General features: G+C 66.6%; 10 protein-coding genes. 7 read left to right on the top strand and 3 right to left on the bottom strand.

All coding sequences use genetic code 11. The annotated features are described in order from the left end of the window. Positions 1 to 128: 128 nt before the first annotated feature. Positions 129 to 2,564, bottom strand: a complete 2,436-nt coding sequence (locus tag PGN12_13670) for a prolyl oligopeptidase family serine peptidase (protein ID MEH3104940.1) — start codon at positions 2,562 to 2,564, stop codon at positions 129 to 131. A 226-nt stretch (positions 2,565 to 2,790) separates the two neighbouring features. On the opposite strand from PGN12_13670, the gene PGN12_13665 reads away from it, so the two are divergent. After that, a complete protein-coding gene (locus PGN12_13665; protein ID MEH3104939.1) occupies positions 2,791 to 3,375 on the top strand; it encodes a cell wall hydrolase in 585 nt (194 codons plus the stop codon). Between the two features lie 39 nt (positions 3,376 to 3,414). Here the strand turns inward: PGN12_13665 and PGN12_13660 are convergent, their stop codons facing one another. Beyond that, the gene (locus PGN12_13660; protein ID MEH3104938.1) at positions 3,415 to 4,800 is read right to left on the bottom strand and encodes a M20/M25/M40 family metallo-hydrolase; all 1,386 of its coding nucleotides are present in this window, start codon (positions 4,798 to 4,800) and stop codon (positions 3,415 to 3,417) included. 273 nt (positions 4,801 to 5,073) lie between these two features. On the opposite strand from PGN12_13660, the gene PGN12_13655 reads away from it, so the two are divergent. Next, on the top strand, positions 5,074 to 6,135 hold the full coding sequence (locus PGN12_13655) for an endo-1,4-beta-xylanase (GenBank protein ID MEH3104937.1): 1,062 nt from the start codon (positions 5,074 to 5,076) through the stop codon (positions 6,133 to 6,135). Between the two features lie 74 nt (positions 6,136 to 6,209). On the opposite strand, the gene PGN12_13650 is transcribed toward PGN12_13655, so the two are convergent. Continuing rightward, positions 6,210 to 9,746 carry a TonB-dependent receptor gene (locus tag PGN12_13650; protein ID MEH3104936.1) on the bottom strand — a complete coding sequence of 1,179 codons (3,537 nt, stop codon included), beginning with the start codon at positions 9,744 to 9,746 and terminating at the stop codon, positions 6,210 to 6,212. A gap of 226 nt (positions 9,747 to 9,972) precedes the next feature. Here PGN12_13650 and PGN12_13645 point away from each other — a divergent pair, with 226 nt between their 5' ends. From PGN12_13645 to PGN12_13625, 5 genes are read left to right on the top strand one after another with little or no spacing between them, the layout of a single operon-like run. After that, positions 9,973 to 11,487: a tryptophan 7-halogenase gene (locus PGN12_13645; GenBank protein ID MEH3104935.1), complete on the top strand. Its 1,515-nt coding sequence runs from the start codon at positions 9,973 to 9,975 to the stop codon at positions 11,485 to 11,487. Positions 11,488 to 11,489: 2 nt separating this feature from the next. Then, the gene (locus PGN12_13640) at positions 11,490 to 12,956 is read left to right on the top strand and encodes a tryptophan 7-halogenase (protein MEH3104934.1); all 1,467 of its coding nucleotides are present in this window, start codon (positions 11,490 to 11,492) and stop codon (positions 12,954 to 12,956) included. Next, the gene (locus tag PGN12_13635) at positions 12,953 to 14,548 is read left to right on the top strand and encodes a tryptophan 7-halogenase (GenBank protein ID MEH3104933.1); all 1,596 of its coding nucleotides are present in this window, start codon (positions 12,953 to 12,955) and stop codon (positions 14,546 to 14,548) included. The genes PGN12_13640 and PGN12_13635 overlap by 4 nt, the downstream gene beginning before the upstream one ends. Then, the gene (locus tag PGN12_13630) at positions 14,545 to 16,071 is read left to right on the top strand and encodes a tryptophan 7-halogenase (GenBank protein ID MEH3104932.1); all 1,527 of its coding nucleotides are present in this window, start codon (positions 14,545 to 14,547) and stop codon (positions 16,069 to 16,071) included. The genes PGN12_13635 and PGN12_13630 overlap by 4 nt, the downstream gene beginning before the upstream one ends. Continuing rightward, the gene (locus PGN12_13625; GenBank protein MEH3104931.1) at positions 16,068 to 17,084 is read left to right on the top strand and encodes a cupin-like domain-containing protein; all 1,017 of its coding nucleotides are present in this window, start codon (positions 16,068 to 16,070) and stop codon (positions 17,082 to 17,084) included. Before PGN12_13630 ends, PGN12_13625 begins: the two co-directional genes overlap by 4 nt. Positions 17,085 to 17,133: the final 49 nt, after the last annotated feature.

Below are 17,133 nucleotides of genomic sequence, written 5' to 3'. Positions count from 1 at the left end.
GCTGCGCCTGCGAACGTCAATTCGCGTTTGCTGAGTAGCGACGCAGACCCGCCCCGCTACGACCGCCAAAGAACCGCCGGCCACGTCCGCGCGACGGTCCGAAGCAGAGCCGATGAGGCAGGTTGCGGCTATTTGCTGACGGGTGGCGTCGTCGCCGAAGTCGCAGGCTTGACGTAGCGGTCCAGCCAGTCGGTCATCTGCCACAAGGTTTCCCCGGTCGATTCCAGCGCGCGGTAGCCATGCGGTTCATTGGGCAGGACGACATAACGGACCGTCGCGCCATTTCCCTTGAGCGCAGCATACATGCGTTCGGACTGGATCGGAAACGTCCCGCTATTGTCGTCGGCGGCGCCATGGATGAGCAGGATCGGCGCCTTGATCCGGTCGGCATAGGTGAAGGGGCTCATCTCGGTATAAGTCGGGGTTGCCTGCCAATAGGTCCGCTGCTCGGCCTGGAAGCCGAACGGGGTCAGCGTGCGGTTATACGCGCCCGAGCGCGCGATGCCGGCGCGGAACAGGTCGGTGTGGGCCAGCAGGTTCGCGGTCATGAACGCACCGTAGCTGTGCCCGCCGACCGCCATGCGCGTTCGGTCGCCGACGCCAAGCTTCACCACCGCGTCGACCGCCGCCTGCGCATCGTCGCGCAATTGCTTGACATAGGTATCGTTGGCCTCGGCATCGCCCTCGCCGATGATCGGCATCGCCGGATCGTCGAGGATCGCATAGCCCTGGGTCAGCAGGAACAGATGGCTGATGCCACGCGGGCGGGTGAAGCGATTTCCTTGATCGACCGTCTGCCCGGCGACCTTCGCATCGGTATATTCCGACGGATAGGCCCATAGCAGCGTCGGCAGCGGCCCGTCGCGCCGCGCGTCGTACCCGGCCGGAAGATAGAGCGTGCCGGACAGCGGAACGCCGTCCGCGCGCTTGTAGGTGATCGTACGCCGCGTGACGCCGGCGAACACCGGGCTTGGATCCGGGAACGCGGTGATAGGCTTGGCGCGGTCGCCCTTGATGCGACGGACCACGTAATTGGGGGCGAGCGCCGCGCTTTCCCGCCGCGTCAGGATGCGATCCCCGCGGTCATCGAGCATTGCGACGACCGGCTCGTAATAGGGGGCCTTAGCGTTCCAGATCCTTGTCTGCTTGCCACCGGCAAGCGGCAGGGTGGCGAGGAACGGGAACGCGCCTTCCTTGGTGGCGCCCTCACCGGTGACATAGATGGCGTCGTGCGCGGGCGTGAAGCGCATCACCGGCTTGCCCGCGTCGTTTTCGTCCATCAGCGGCTCGCCCGGATCGCCATATTGATCCTGGTAATTGAACGTCAGCAACGTGCGCGCCTGCCCAGGGCGTGAGGGGGCGACCGCCAGTCGATGTTCGGTTCGCGTGCGCCATTCGCGCGCGACGACCATCGCGAACCCGTCGTCGCCCCACATCGTCTCGGCAAAGCGTGACGGCGTTTGCGCCAGTTCGACGGGCGCCGCATCGAATGGCGCCGCCTGCATCATGATTTTGTCATGAAAGGCGACCTTCGTGCGCGGATTGCCGCCATCGAGCGCCTCTGCCCAGACAAGCGTCGCCGGCGTATCCGACCGCCACGTCGCGTCGCGCGGCCCCTTGACGGTCGCGTCGAAGTCGACGGGCAGGTCGTCCGCGAGCGGACGGTCGACCAGCGTCCTGACCGGGCTTCCCTCAATCGTCGACACTGCGATCTCGGTCGGGAAGAAGCGCGCGGGCAGCAGATAGGAATATGGACGCTTCAACCGCTCGGTCAGCAGGTAACGACCGTCGGGCGAGACACTGAAGTCGGTCACAAGGCCGGGCGTGCCGATCGGTCTGGCCGCGCCGTCGAGCCCGATACGAACCAGCTGTCCGGTGAAATAATGGTCGAACAGCGCCTCGTCATAGGCGTTACGAAGCAGATCCTCATAGGTGCGCGCGGCCGACGTGCGCCCGCTGCTCTCCTGCACGACCGGCCCGGCGGGCGTCGTGGCAGCGACAGGCGCCGCGCCGCGGTCGGCGGGGATCGTATAGGCGACGAGCGCCTTGCCGTCCGGCATCCACACGTACGGTGCGCCGAACGTCCCGTTCAATCCCTTCGCGATCGAACGGGCATTGCCCTCGCGATCGGCGATCCACAGCGACAGTCCTTCCGGCTCCTGCGCGTAGAAGGCGAGGCGACTGCCATCGGGGGACCAGCGCGGCGCGGCGAAGCGCAGTCCGGCCGGAAGCCCGACGTCGACGGTGCGGCCGCTGTCGATGTCCTTGAAGCTCAGGCGATTGAGCCATTGGACACGTACCTCGGCCTGGCCGTTGGTGGCGGGGTCGATACGGTAGCCGCCGAGCCGGAGGATCGGCTTGGACAGATTGGCGATCGTGGGCAGGTTTTCGCGTCCGAGGATCGCGAGGGTTCGATGGTCAGGGCTGAGCGCAACCACCGGCGTCGGCGGCATCTCGAGCGCCTTCGCGATGGGATCCGGCGCGCGATGGTAACTGGCGGCAGGCATCTGCGCGGTTGCAGCGGAGGCGAAGAGGATGGCGATCAGGCAGGCACGCGCGCGCATTCGTAACACCTTGTCGTTGAGGGTCAACGATGTGGCACGGCCGGATCGTACCGGCCAGCGACTTTCGTGAAGGCCGGCGTAGAAGGCGGTTGGTCTACCGGCGGCAAGCAGATAGGAACGCGGCCGATTGGCGCCCGGCGCTGGTATGCAGATGATGGCACGACGTCGACCCTCACGTAACGCGACCGGACGCAAGGCACGGCGAGACGTCGCCGCTGAGCGCTGGTTGCTGCTGATCTTCGTGGCCGCAGTTTTGGCCATCGTGGCGGGGCTGTTGGATACGCGCTCCTTCAAGGTGAGATCGAAACCGTCGCGGGCGATGACGATGGCGGAGGCCCGCGCGTCCAATGCCAAGGTCCCGATCGTCGCGCGGGCACGCGTCATCGCCGCACCCTATCGCTTTCGCGGCGGACCGGCCGAACGGGCGCAGGCCGTCGACTGCCTCGCCACTGCCGCGCTGTACGAAGTGGGTGACGATCCTCGCGGGCAACGCGCCGTCATTCAGGTCATCCTCAACCGGGCGCGCGCGGCCGGCTTTCCGGGCACGATCTGCGGCGTCGTCTATCAGGGGTTCGAGCGAACGACCGGTTGCCAGTTCTCGTTCACCTGTGACGGATCGATCGAACGGCGCACGCGGCATTACGGCTGGTCGGCGGCGCGGCGCGTGGCGAGACGCGCGCTTGCGGGGCGAGTCTTCGCCGACGTCGGGCGCGCGACCCATTATCATGCCGACTGGATGGTGCCGTACTGGCGCGACACGATGACCAAGGTAGCAAAGGTCGACACCCACCTCTTCTACGTGCGTCGGTGACGTCAAAGATGGACTGCTCGCCCTGAGCCTCACCGCACCCTATCGCGACAGGTCGGTGAAAAGCGACTGATAGTAAGCGATGCCGGGTGCGATATTGTCGATCGGGGTGCGCTCGTTCAGCCCGTGGCTGAAATCATCCGACTCCTTGATGAACGTCGGGCTCGCGCCGTAGCTGGGCACGTGGTGAAAGCGGAACCACATGCTGTCGCTCGCGCCGGCCGACATGCTGGGGAACACCGGCACACCGGGGCGGGTCTTGGCGATCGCCTTGCTCACCGCGGCGACGAAATCGGGGCGCATCGGCGACGCGTCGTTGGGGACCGAGCCCTCGCTGACGTCGCGGATCGTGAGCTTCGGCTCGGCGGCGACCTGCTTGAGCGTCGCCATCACATCGGCCGGTTTCACGCCGGGGAAGATGCGACAATTAATGTTGGCCGTTGCGCGCTGCGGCAGCGCGTTCAGCGCGTGGCCGCCACTCACCATCGTCGCGACGCAGGTGGTGCCGATCTGGCCGACATAGGCGGGATCGGCGGCAAGCGTGGCGATCGCCTGCTCATCCTTGGGATTGGCGGCGAAAGCGCGCATCGCGGCGGCGAGCGCGCCGGTCTTCTGTTTGGCTGCTTCCTCGAAGAATTTCTTCGTTAGGTCGGACACTTGCGGCGAAAAGCGGTAATTCTCGATCCGCACCAATGCGGCCGACAATTGGTTGATCGCGTTTTCGGGACGCGGTGCCGAACTGTGTCCACCGGGGTTGGTGACGGTCAGCTCGAAATCGGCATAGGTCTTCTCGGCGCCGTTCCAGGTGAAGAATTGCGGACGCCCATCCTCGCCCAGCCGCCCACCGCCGCCGTCGATGTTGATGACCAGCTCGGCGTTCTTGAGCTGCTCGGCGATCAGCGCGCTGGTCTTCATGCGCGTCTCCTCGTCGCCGGAAAATTCGAGCACGATGTCGCGGCGCGGACGATATCCTTGGCGCTTCATCTGCAAGAGCGCGGCGATCGTGACCGCAGCATCAAGCTTCATGTCGGTTGCGCCGCGGCCATAGAGATAGCCGTTCTCGATCACCGGGGTAAATGGATCGCGCTGCCAGTCGGCCGGCTTCGCCTCGACGACGTCGATATGACCGGAGATTACCAAAGGCTTGGCCGCGCGATCGCTGCCCGGCCAACGCGCGATCAGATAAGCGGTATCGTCGACGGGGGTGACGGTGACATCGGTGATTCCGCCCGCGACCAGCACCAATTTGAGATAGGCGGCGAGCTGCGGGGTCTGGTTGCCGGGGCCGGCGACGCTGCGGAACGCGATCGCGCGCTTGGCAATATCGAGCGCCTGCGTCTCCGCGGCGGGCTCGGCACGGAGGGCGGTGAGTGGCGTGGCGCACAGCAATGCGGCGCCAAACCCAAGACGAACCCATTCACGCTTCATGATATTGTCCCCGCCACGCGTTCGACGATGCTAGGCCGCCGAGGCAAAAAGGCAACCTGCTTGCCGCCGTGGCGCGCACCTACCGATCCGCAAGCCCGACGGCTCGCGTGACGGGGCGACACGCATTTCCGGGATATCTCTGGCGCTTGACGTCGTTACATCATCTACTGTGCGCACGGCGGAGCGCGAGGGACGGAAATGACTGAAAAGATCACGAGGCGCGCGAGCCTGGCTGGAGGGATGGCCCTTCCTTTTGCGTTATCCGGCAATGCCTTGGCCGACGACGCTGGGCTCGACGCGATGGCGCGGGGGAGGGGGTTGAGGTTTGGATCGGCGTTGTCGGCGCGTCCGCGTGGCGCATCGATGGACAACCCGGCCTATGCCGCGTTGCTACGCGCGGAGTGCGGGGTGCTGGTGGCCGAAAATGAGATGAAGTGGCAGCATCTTAGACCCGCCCCGGGCAAGTTCGACTTCGCCGCTTTCGACCGGATCATGGCGTGGGCGACGGCGAACCGGATGGCGGTAAGGGGTCACAATCTGCTGTGGCAGCGCCGCAAATGGATGCCGGTCTGGCTCGAAAAATACGACTTCGGCGCGCGCCCGTCCCACGCCGCGGCCAAGATTATCACCGATCATATCACGACGGTGACACAGCGATACGGCAAACGGATCGCCAGTTACGACGTGGTGAACGAAGCGGTGACACCGGAAACCGGCGCGCTGGAAGCGACCACGCTGAGCCAGGCGATGGGCGGAACGGAAGCGTTGCTCGACCTCGCTTTCCGCACCGCGCACGCGCAGGCGCCGCACGCTGAGCTTGTCTACAACGACTATATGAGCTGGGAGCCGGGCAATGCCGCACACCGCGCGGGTGTGTTGCGGTTGCTGGAAGGCTTTCGGCGGCGCGGGGTGCCGGTCCATGCGCTGGGCGTCCAGTCGCATATCGTGACCGCCGGACCCGATACGAGCGGAAGCGCGCGCGCCTATGAGCGCGACTGGCGGCAGTTCCTCGATGCGGTGACCGGCATGGGATACCGGCTGTTGATCACCGAGCTGGACGTGCGCGACAACGGCCTGCCGGTGGACCCGACGGTGCGTGACCGCGGTGTCGCGGATTACGCGCGCCGCTATCTCGACGTCATGTTCTCCTATCCGCAGCTTCGCGACGTGGTCGCATGGGGGCTGTGCGACCGGTTCAGCTGGATCGGCCCGTTCGAGCCTCGCGCCGACAAGGCGGCGCGGCGGCCATGCCCCTATGATGCCGACTATCGCGCCAAGCCGCTGCGCGCGACGATTGCTCAGGCAATAGCGGCTGCGCCGGCGCGGGTGGCATGACAAGGTGGGGGCTGGTCTCGGTGAGACACGGCCCCCACCCCCGGCCCCTCCCCCGAGAGGGAGGGGAGTTTGCCTTAGTAATTGGCGCGCAGGATGATCGAGAAGCGGCGGTCGTTGGTGAAGTACGAACGCGGCGCCAGATCGTCGGAGCCCCCCTTGTACGCCTGAAGCAGCTTGGTGGTCGTGTTGGTCAGGTTCACACCCTGCACGCCCAGCTTCACATAGCGATTGATGTTGATGAAGGCCGAGGCGTCGAGCTGCCCGGTCGCGTCGTTGAAGATCGACGTGTACGGGAAGATCACGTCCGCGGCGGTCAACAGGAACCGCGAGCGCCAGTTGTAGGCGGCGCGTAGCGAGATCGGTCCCTTTTCGTAGAAGGCGGTCGCATTGAAATTGTGCTTCGACAAGCCTTCCAGCGGCAGATTGCCCTTGGGGATCGTCGACCCCGACGACGGCGTGCCACCGTTCAGGAACGAGTTGGGAAGACCCGAACTGTCGATGAACGTGTAGTTGCCGTTGAAGCCGAGCCCGTTGAGGAAGCCGGGCAGGAAGTCGAAGGTCTGCTGATAGGCGACCTCGAACCCCTTGATCTTGCCCTTGCCGGCATAATTGGCGGGACCACGCGCCTGGATGTTCTGCGTGATGCCGTTGTTCGTGACCGAGCGGTTGACGAGCGACTGGTAGAAGAAGCCGTCGACGCTCTTATAGAAAGCGTCGATCGACAACTGCCCGACGCGCGCGAAATACCATTCGACGGTCGCGTCGAACTGCCACGCGGTGGCCGGCTTCAGATACGGATTGCCGGCGTTGATCGTGACGGTGCCCGAGCCGGGCTCCAGCGCATACGTCACATACGGACGGATGTTCGCGAAGTCGGGGCGGGTCAGCACCTTCGATCCCGCAAGACGCACGATCAGATCGCGGGTGACACCAAGCTTCAGGTTCGCGCTCGGCAGGAAATAGCCATAGCTGTTGCTGAAGAAGGCCGGTTGCGACGCATAGCCATCCGTCGCGAAGGTGCGCAGCCGCTCATATTCGGTCGCGCCGAGATTGCAGACGCCGCCGGGCTGGGTGACCTGAACGGTTCCATCGGGCAATTGCCGCGACGTGGCGACGCAGCGGGTGGAGAAGGGATCGACGACGCCAAGCTCGCTGCGGTTCGGAACGGCGGTTTCGGTGCGCGAATTCACCGTCGTGCGGACGTAGCGCACGCCGATGTTACCCGAGACGCGAATGTCGCCGAACACCGGCTCGTTGTTGCCGAACTGCAGCATCGCATAAGCGGCCGAGTCCATCTGGCGGACGTTCGACACTTCGGACGGCAGGAAGGCCGTGCCCGGGATCGCGCCGGCCCGCTGCCCCGCGCCGACGAAGCGGTTGGTCGCGGTGGCACCGTTGGTGTTGCGCCAGATATCGTTCTGCGTCTGGAAGAAGCTGACGGCGGAATTGTAGTCGTTGATGAGGTCGCCATTGTAATAATAGGCGCTGGGTGGCGCGGAGGTCTGGCCACGGTAGAAGTTATTGAACGTATAGAGCGACGATCGGCTGGTATCGCCCTGATTGAAGGTGACCGGCGCACCCGACCAGATCTCGCTGATCGCGCCCCAATTGTACGCGGTGTAGCGCACGTCCTGCGTTCGTTCGGCGTAGCGCGCGCCGAATTTGACGCGTTGCAGGAAGTCACCGTCGTCGAACTTGTAGGCGAAGTCACCCTTGACCTGATATTCCTCACCGACGCTGTGTTCGATGTGATCCATCGCCGCGCGCCAGAACTGGAAGTCACGGCTGGCGAAATATTCGCTGTCGGTGGCGGCGGCCATCGCCGGATTCGGCGTCGCCCAATTGGCGGCAAGCGTCAGCGGCTTGTGCGGGACGACGACGGGCAGCTTGCCGGTCAGGTCCAATTCGCTGTCCGCGAAGGTCGAGCCGAAGACGCTGAGATCGGTGACGTCGTGCTTGGCATAGGTATAGTCGACGTCGAGGCCGATCGACCAATGATCGTCCGGGTTGATCTTGAGGTTGAAACCGGCGTCCTTGACGAGATTCTCGTCATAGACCTGACGCCGCGACAGCGATTGCTGCGCACCGCCCGAGGGAACCGTCGTGGTGGGCGAGCCGCTCGAGGCCGTGCGCCACCCCGCGCCGGGGAGCGTGATGAAGCCGCTCTGGAACAGGCCGTTGCTGTCGTAGACGTAGTTCGGATAGGGGCCGCCGGCCGGGTTGTAGCCGTTGCCACGCTGGTTGTTGCCGAACACGAACTGGCCCGAGCCGTTCAGCTGGCATTCCGCGCGGGTGGTGGCGTTGTTGGCGCCGTTGACCGGGCCGTTGCTGTTCTGCTGACAGCCGGCGGGATAGGTGCTGTATTCCGAAAGATCGGGCGCGGTCTCGAACGTGTGCTCGCCCCACGCATTGCTGGAGTGCGTGCGCAGGAACTGCGCGGTGAAGGTCGTGCGCTCGTCGTTGCTCTGCCATTGCACCGCCAGCGCCTGTCCGTCGCGCTTGCGGTCATAGTCCTGACTGCGGAACTGGCCGCCGATCGGGGCATAAGCGATCGCGGTCGGATCGGCGAAACCGTCCGCGCCGGGCGTGCCGGTGTTGCCGCAGGTGTTGGCGGGATTGTTGAAATTCGCGCCGCCGACGCCGGTGATCGTGCCCGGCAGCAGCGTATTGGCATCGGTGGTGCCGGGCAGCTGGTTGCGGCAGGTGATCGTGGTGTTGGTGCCGGTGCCGGTCGCCGCCTGCACGCCGTCGCGGGTCTGGAAGTTGGTGACCTGAATACCGTCGGCGCGGCTCTTGAGCTGCGAATAGGAGGCGTTGGCGAGGAAGCCGAAGCGACCGATCGGCGTCTCCCACGTGTTCGAGACGAGCAGCGAGCCGGTAGGCGCCCACTTCTTGGCGAAGTCACCGTAATTGGCCTCGACGCCGCCACCGATGTGGAAGCCCTTGTTGTCGAAGGGCTTGCGCGTGTTGAGGTTGACGGTGCCGGCAAGGCCGCCCTCGATCAGATCGGCGGTGGCGTTCTTGTAGACCTCGACCGAGCCGAGCAATTCGGACGGCACGTCGGCGAAGTTGATCGCCTGACCGCCTATGCCCGCCGAGAAGGTGTCGCGGCCGTTGAACTCCGACCGAACGAAGTTGAGGCCGCGGACGTTGACGCCCGAGCCCTCGACCGAGAAGTGATCCGGATCGTTGTTGCCGGCGAAGCGGTTGATCGACACGCCGGGGACGCGTTGCAGCGCTTCGGTCACCGAACGATCGGGCAGCGCGCCGATATCCTGCGCGGTGATCGCGTCGACGACGGTGTCGGAATTGCGCTTGATCGTCTGCGCGTTGGCGAGGCTCTGCCGGATGCCGGTCACGACGACGTCGTCGGCACCCGTGGCGTCGCTGGCGGGAACGTCGCCGGTCGACTGGACGGCCGGATCACCGCCGGGCACGTTGACCGGGGCCGCGGCACCGGCAGTGTTCTGGCCGCTGGCTGCGCCGGTCTGTGCAAGGGCGGGAGCGCTCAACGCAAACACGCACATCGCGGTAGCGGACACGCCGGCAAGAATGGCCTTGTTCCGGCTTCGGGTACGGTCCCCGCGCGCGAGCGAAATCTCGTCAGCCATTATCAGATCCCCACCTAATTTCATACCTGAACGGATGTCTCATCACCAAGTTGGTGCGGCATCTTCTCCCCTTGGGTACGACCGTCACGGTACTAACGCAAGACAGTTTGTTTGCGCTAACAGCGATATTTCTCCGCCAGCCGAATGACGGTTTCCGGGAGCGGGAAACGGGGTATGACGACGGTCGCGGGAACACGTACGAGCGTGTCATTACGGGATAGGATGGATGGAGCGGGCAGCGAGGCAGCGGGTGGTGGTCGTCGGCGGGGGCACCTCCGGCTGGATGACCGCGGCGGCGCTGGCCCGGTTGCTGCCGACTCGCTGTTCGGTGGAGCTGGTCGAGTCGGAAGCGATCGGCATCATCGGCGTTGGCGAGGCGACCTTGCCGCACATCCGCGCCTTCAACGAACGGCTCGGCATCGTCGAGGCGGACTTCATGGCGGCGACTCGCGCCACGTTCAAACTGGGGATCGAGTTTCGCGATTGGGGGCGGATCGGCGATAGCTACATCCATCCGTTCGGTACGTTCGGGCGCGGCAGCGGCGCTGTACAATTCCATCATTATTATACGCGGTTGCTGCGCGCCGGGGTGGCGTTGCCGCCGATCGAGGCGTTCTCGATGGCCTGTTCGCTGGCGCGCGCCAATCGCTTCGGTCAGCCGTCGCGCGATGCGCAACAGATCGCCTCGACGTTCGGCTATGCCTATCAGTTCGATGCAGTGGCCTTTGCGCCCTACCTGCGACGCTTTGCCGAGCAGCTTGGCGCGCGGCGGACCGAAGGGCGGATCGTCTCCGCCGAGCGCGACGTGGAGAGCGGCGACGTCACCGCGCTCGTGCTCGATGACGGGCGGCGGGTCGAGGGCGATCTGTTCGTCGATTGCTCGGGCTTCGCCGCGCTGTTGATCGGGAAGGAACTGGGCGAGCCGTTCGAGGACTGGTCGCGCTGGTTGCCCGCCGATCGCGCGGTGGCGATGCCGTGCCGGACCGAAACCTCGGTGACGCCGTACACCAGCGCGGTGGCGATGCCGTCCGGATGGCGCTGGCGCATTCCGCTTCAGCACCGCACCGGCAATGGCTATGTGTTCGCGAGCGACTTCCTGTCTGAAACCGACGCCGCCGACGCGCTGATCGGGGCGGTCGAGGGGGAGCCATTGGTCGCGCCTCGCACCTTGCGGTTCAAGGCCGGGCGGCGGACGCGGAGCTGGTCGGGCAATGTCGTGGCGATCGGGCTCGCGTCCGGTTTCCTCGAGCCGCTCGAATCGACGAGCCTCTATCTGGTGCAGCAGGCGATCACCGCTTTGGTCGAGCTGTTCCCGGAACGCGCGATCTCGTCGGTCGATCGCGACGAGTTCAACCGGCTGATCAACATGGAATATGACCGGGTCCGCGACTTCCTGATCCTGCATTATCATGCGACCGAGCGCGATGACTCGCCATTCTGGAACTATGTCCGCACGATGCCGATCCCCGACAGCCTCGCCGAGAAGATGGCGCTGTTTCGCCGGCGCGGGCGGGTCGTGAAATACCGCGAGGGCGCGTTCCTCGATGCCAGCTGGGTGTCGGTCTATCTCGGGCAGCGCGTCGTGCCGGTCGGCACCGATCCGCGCGCGGAGGGGCCGTCGCTCGACCGTCTGGTGGCGGGGCTGGAGCGGATGCAGGGCGAGATCGCTGCGGCGGTCGGCGCGATGCCCGACCACGCTGCGTTCCTGTCGCGATACTGCCCGATGCCGGCGGCGGCGTGACGATGCTCGACGCGCCGATCCGGCATATCGCGGTCGTGGGCGGCGGGATCGTCGGCTGGTCGGCGGCGGCGGCGCTGCGACGGCGCGTGCCGGGCGTGGCGGTCACGATCGTGGCGACGCCGCCTGCGCCCGACGCGCTGGCGGACCTGATCCCGCAGACGCTGCCTTCAGCGATCGGTTTCCATGACGATCTCGGCCTGAGCGAAGGCGATGCGGTGCTGCGCGCGGGCGGCGGGTGGCGATTGGGGGCGCTGTTCGAGGGATGGGCGGACGGGCTGCCGCCCTATGTCCACGCTTATGGACCGTACGGGCAGCCGTTCGGGACCGCGTCTTTCCACCATCATTGGGTACGGGCGGCGCGGGCCGGGGCCGCCGCGCCGTTCGACCACCACGCACCCGCGGCGGTGCTGGCGCGGGCGGGGCGGATGGCGGCGCCGTCGTCGCCGATCCTTGCCGGTATTCAGCCCGCGCTGGTGCTGGATGTCGCACGCTATCGCGCGATGCTGGAGGCGTTCGCGCGGCATCTGGGAGTCCTGGTCGTTGTCGGGACGGTCGCGGGCGTGGAGCTACGCGGCGGCGACGGATTCGTCGAACGGCTGGTGCTGACCGATGGCGGCGCGGTGACCGCCGATCTGTTCGTCGATGCCAGCGGCCCGCGCGCGATGGTGCGCGGGGCGATCGACGCTACGTGGGAAGACTGGACGCGGTGGTTGCGGTGCGACCGGCTGATCATGGCGGAGAGCGCGCCGGAACCCGTGTCGCCGCTCGACCGGGTGACCGCCTTGCCGACCGGATGGCGGTGGCGGAGCGCGGCGCCGGGGCGGGTGCTGCACGGCCTGTGCTATGCCAGCGCGCTGTTGTCGGACGAGGCGGCACGTGATGCGCTGTCGGAAGAGGCAGGTCCGGCGGTCGCCTTCCGGCAGGGCACGCGACCGGCGCCATGGGCGCGCAATTGCGTCGCGATCGGCGATGCGGCGACGGTGATCGAACCGCTCGACTTCACCAATCTGCATCTGGCGCACAGCGCGATCGACCGGATCGTGGCGATGCTGCCCGGACGCGCCTGTCACCCGCTGGAGGTCGCCGATTACAATCGGCAGGCGCAGGCCGAAATCGCGCGGGTCCGCGATTTCGTGCTCTGCCATTACGCAACCGCGCGGCGTGGCGAGCCGTTCTGGCAGCCGCCGCGCGACCTTCCCGACAGCCTGGCGCGGACGCTGGCGCTGTTCACGGAGCGGGGACGGTTGCCGTTCTTCGAGGAAGAGACGTTCGCGCGCGACGACTGGCTGGCGGTGTTGCTGGGGCAGGGCGCGTTGCCGCGGCGGATCGACCCGCTGATCGACACGACGCCCGCCGCCGAGAGCGAACGGGCGATGGCGGCGTATCGGGCGGCGATCCAGCAGGCGGTGCTGCGCTGTCCGACAGCGGACGACTATTACAACAGGCAGCGGGAAATGCTGGTCCAATGAACGAACATACCATTCGCAGCGTCGTCATCCTGGGCGGCGGGACCGCGGGCTGGATGGCGGCGGCGGCACTTTCGCGCTTTCTGAACAATGGCGTGACGCGCGTGACGCTGATCGAGTCCGAAGAGATCGGCACCGTCGGCGTCGGCGAGGCGACGATCCCGCCGCTGCGCACCTTCAACCAGATGCTGGGAATCGACGAGCACGAGTTCGTTCGCGAAACCGGCGGGACGTACAAGCTGGGGATCGAGTTCGTCGGCTGGGGCGACATCGGCGAGCGGTATTTTCACCCGTTCGGCGCGCACGGGCACGATCTGGGTGGCGTCCACTTCCACCAATTGTACCTTCGCGAACGCCAGCGGCGTGTGCTCCCGGATATCTCGGCGTGGTCGATGAGCGCGGTCGCGGCGCAGGCGGGCAAGTTCGCGCCGCCCGCCGCAACGGCGCAGTCGGCGGTCAAGGACCTGTTCTACGCCTATCATTTCGACGCCGCGCGCTATGCGGGGTTCCTGCGCCGCTACGCCGAGCGGAACGGGGTGCAGCGGCTGGAAGGCAAGGTGACCGCGGTCGCGCAGCGCCCGGAGGACGGGCATGTCACGGCGCTGAAGCTGGAAGACGGGCGAGTGGTCGGTGGTGACCTGTTCATCGACTGCTCGGGCTTTCGCGGCGTGCTGATCGAGGAGACGCTCGAAAGCGGCTATGACGATTGGCGGCACTGGCTGCCATGCGACCGCGCGGTCGCGGTGCCCAGCGCCAACAATGGCGACCCGGCCCCGTTCACCCGTGCCACCGCGCGCGGGGCGGGGTGGCAATGGCGCATTCCCTTGCAGGAGCGGACCGGCAACGGCCTCGTCTATTGCAGTGACTTTCAGGCGCGGGACGCGGCGGAGCGCGAGCTGCTCGCCCATCTCGAGGGCGCGCCGCTCGCCGACCCTCGCCACCTGTCGTTCACCACCGGGCGGCGGAAGCTGGCGTGGAACCGCAACGTGGTCGCGCTCGGGCTGGCCTCGGGGTTCATCGAACCGCTCGAATCGACCTCGATCCACCTCGTCCAGTCGGGGATCGCGCGGCTGATCGCGCTGTTCCCCGACCGCCGCTTCGACCCCGTCGAGCGCGACGAATATAATGCGCAGATGCACGAGCTTTACGCCGATGTGCGGGACTTCGTGATCCTCCACTATAAAGCGACGCGTCGCGGCGACACGCCGTTCTGGGAACGGTGCCGCACGATGGACATTCCCGATAGCCTCGCGCGCAAGATCGACCTGTTCCGCGGCAAGGGCCGCGTGTTCCGCGAGGGGCGCGAGCTGTTCGCGACGACCAGCTGGGTCAGCGTGTGCATGGGGCAGCATATCGTTCCCGAGGACTACGAGCCGGCGGTCGATGCGCTCGACGAGGAGCGCGTGGCGGCGGCGCTGGACCAGATGCGCCGCGATTATCTGGACGTCACGGCACAGTTGCCCACGCACGGCGACTTCCTGCGGCATCTCGCGGGCGTCACACCCGCGGCACCACCCGCGCCGCCGCCGAAGGCCGCGCCGACCTTCTCGTTCGCATCGGAAAAGCCGTTCGACTTTCCGGCGGACCCGTTGTGAAAGTGGACGCGATCCGCCGGGTCGTGATCGTGGGCGGCGGCACCGCGGGATGGATGGCGGCGGCCGCGATCGCGCGGGTGCTGGGCGAGATGCCGGGGCTGACGATCGAGCTGATCGAGTCCGAGGCGATCGGCACGGTCGGGGTCGGCGAGGCGACGATCCCGCAGATCGTGCTGTTCAACAAGATGCTCGGCATCGACGAGGCCGAGTTCATGCGCGAAACCCGCGCGACCTACAAATTGGGGATCGAATTCGTCGACTGGCTGCGGCCGGGGCATCGCTACGTCCATCCGTTCGGCTCGTACGGGCTGGATATGAAGGGGATCGAGTTCCACCATTTCTGGCTGAAGGGACGGACGCTTGGCGACGACACCCCGCTCGATGCCTATTCGCTGGCGATCGTCGCCGGGTTGCAGCGGCGCTTCGCGCATCCGCGCCCCGACCAGCCCGGATCGCCGCTGTCGAAACTGGGCTACGCCTTTCAATTCGATGCCGGGCTGTACGCGCGCTTCCTGCGGCGGCTGGCGGAGGCGAACGGCGTGCGGCGTACCGAGGGGCGGATCGTCTCGGTCGAGCGCGACGGAGCGAACGGCCATGTCGCCGCGGTGGTGCTTGAATCCGGTGCGCGCGTCGAGGGTGATCTATTCATCGACTGTTCGGGGTTTCGCGGGCTGCTGATCGAGGGCGAGATGCAGGCGGGGTTCGAGGATTGGAGCGACTGGTTGCCATGCGATCGTGCGGTGGCGGTGCCGTGCGCGAACGGCGGCGATCGGCAGCCGCTGACCCGGTCGACCGCGCGCTCTGCGGGTTGGCAGTGGCGAATTCCGCTCCAGCATCGCATCGGCAACGGCTATGTCTATGCCTCGGCGCATCTGTCGGACGACGAGGCCGCGGCCACGTTGCTCGCCAATCTCGACGGGGCTGCGCTCGGCGAGCCGCGCTTCCTGCGCTTCACGGCCGGGCATCGTCGCCACGCGTGGGTGGGGAATGTCGTCGCGCTGGGGCTCGCGGGCGGGTTTCTCGAGCCGCTCGAGTCGACCAGCATCCATCTGGTCCAGTCGGCGATCGCGCGGCTGCTCACCTATTGGCCGACGCGCGCTTTCGATCAGCGCGAGATCGATCGTTTCAATCGCGCGCATGTCACCGATTATGTCGATATCCGTGACTTCCTCGTGCTGCACTACAAAGCGACCGAGCGGCGGGACAGCGCCTTCTGGGATTATTGCCGCGAGCTGGCACCGCCGGCGGGGCTGGCCGAAAAGCTGGCGATCTTCGCCGCGAACGGGCGCGTGTTCCGCGAGGGCGAGGAATTGTTCACCGAGACGAGCTGGCTGTCGGTGATGGTCGGGCAGGGCGCGGAGGCAGGCGGCTACCATCCGGCCGCCGACCTGTTGTCCGACGCCGAGACGCTGGCGCGGCTGGCGCACATCCGCGACGTGGTGGCGGAAACCGCCAAGCTGTTGCCCGAGCAGGACGAGTTATTGCGTCGGATGGGGTGCGACGTCATGGGCGTCGCCGCATGACACCCGCGCCGCTGCCCGAGATCGAAGGGGTCGACCGGCGTACCTTCGAGGCGGAGATCCGCCCCGCCGCGCGCCCGGTGGTGCTGCGCGGGGTCGCTCGCGACTGGCCGGCGGTGACGGCGGCGCGCGCATCAGCGGAAGGAGGGGTCGGCTATCTCAAGCGGTTCAGCCGGCCTGACCCGGTGTCGGCGATCCTCGGCGAACCGTCGATCGAAGGGCGGTTCTTCTACACGCCCGATCTGAGCGCGATGAACTTCGTGCGCGGGCAGACCCCGCTCGACCCGTTCCTCGACCGGCTGCTGCGCGACCGCGATCATGCGCGGCCCTATGCGATGGCGATCCAGTCGGTGCCGCTGCCCGAGCTGTTGCCGGGCTTCACCGCCGAGAATGCCTTGACCTTGGTTGCGGACGGGGTGGTGCCGCGGATGTGGCTGGGCAACGCGATCCGCGTCGCGACGCATTACGATCTGATGGAAAATATCGGCGTCGTCGTGATGGGGCGGCGGCGCTTCACGCTGTTCCCGCCGGATCAGGTCGCGAACCTCTATATGGGACCGCTGGAGCTGACCCCGGCGGGGACGCCGGTCAGCCTCGTCGATCCCGACGATCCTGATCATGCGCGCTTTCCGCGCTTTGCCGCGGCGGCGCGCGTCGCGCAGGCGGCGACGCTGGAGCCCGGCGATGGCATCTACATCCCGTTCCACTGGTGGCATGCGGTCAACTCGCTCGATCCGGTCAACGCCTTCGTGAATTACTGGTGGAATCCGGCCCCGGCTGGGCTCGGGAACCCGTATGATGCGCTGCTGCATGCGCTGGTGGCAATCGCGCCGCTGCCGGCGGATCAACGCGCCGCTTATCGCGCGATGTTCGAGCAATTGGTGTTTCGCGGCAATGGCGATCCCTCGGCGCATCTGCCGGAGCCGGCCAAAGGCGTGCTGGGAGCGATCGACGCGGCCACCGCGGCGCGCATCCGCGCGACGTTGCGGGAAAGTTTCGCGCGGCCAGAGCGCTAAATGATGATGACGTGAAGTCGAACGCACCAGCCGTCATTGCGAGCGCAGC

It is taken from the genome of Sphingomonas phyllosphaerae, assembly GCA_036946405.1.
Classification (GTDB): domain Bacteria; phylum Pseudomonadota; class Alphaproteobacteria; order Sphingomonadales; family Sphingomonadaceae; genus Sphingomonas; species Sphingomonas phyllosphaerae_D.
This window is presented reverse-complemented; position numbering and strand designations above follow the sequence as displayed.

Excerpts from the sequence above, each read along its gene's own strand:
- PGN12_13670 (MEH3104940.1), bottom strand. The coding sequence starts at position 2,564 with ATGCGCGCGCGTGCCTGCCTGATCGCCATCCTCTTCGCCTCCGCTGCA.
- PGN12_13660 (MEH3104938.1), bottom strand. The coding sequence starts at position 4,800 with ATGAAGCGTGAATGGGTTCGTCTTGGGTTTGGCGCCGCATTGCTGTGC.
- PGN12_13650 (MEH3104936.1), bottom strand. The coding sequence starts at position 9,746 with ATGGCTGACGAGATTTCGCTCGCGCGCGGGGACCGTACCCGAAGCCGG.
- PGN12_13645 (MEH3104935.1), top strand. The coding sequence starts at position 9,973 with ATGGAGCGGGCAGCGAGGCAGCGGGTGGTGGTCGTCGGCGGGGGCACC.
- PGN12_13640 (MEH3104934.1), top strand. The coding sequence starts at position 11,490 with ATGCTCGACGCGCCGATCCGGCATATCGCGGTCGTGGGCGGCGGGATC.
- PGN12_13635 (MEH3104933.1), top strand. The coding sequence starts at position 12,953 with ATGAACGAACATACCATTCGCAGCGTCGTCATCCTGGGCGGCGGGACC.
- PGN12_13625 (MEH3104931.1), top strand. The coding sequence starts at position 16,068 with ATGACACCCGCGCCGCTGCCCGAGATCGAAGGGGTCGACCGGCGTACC.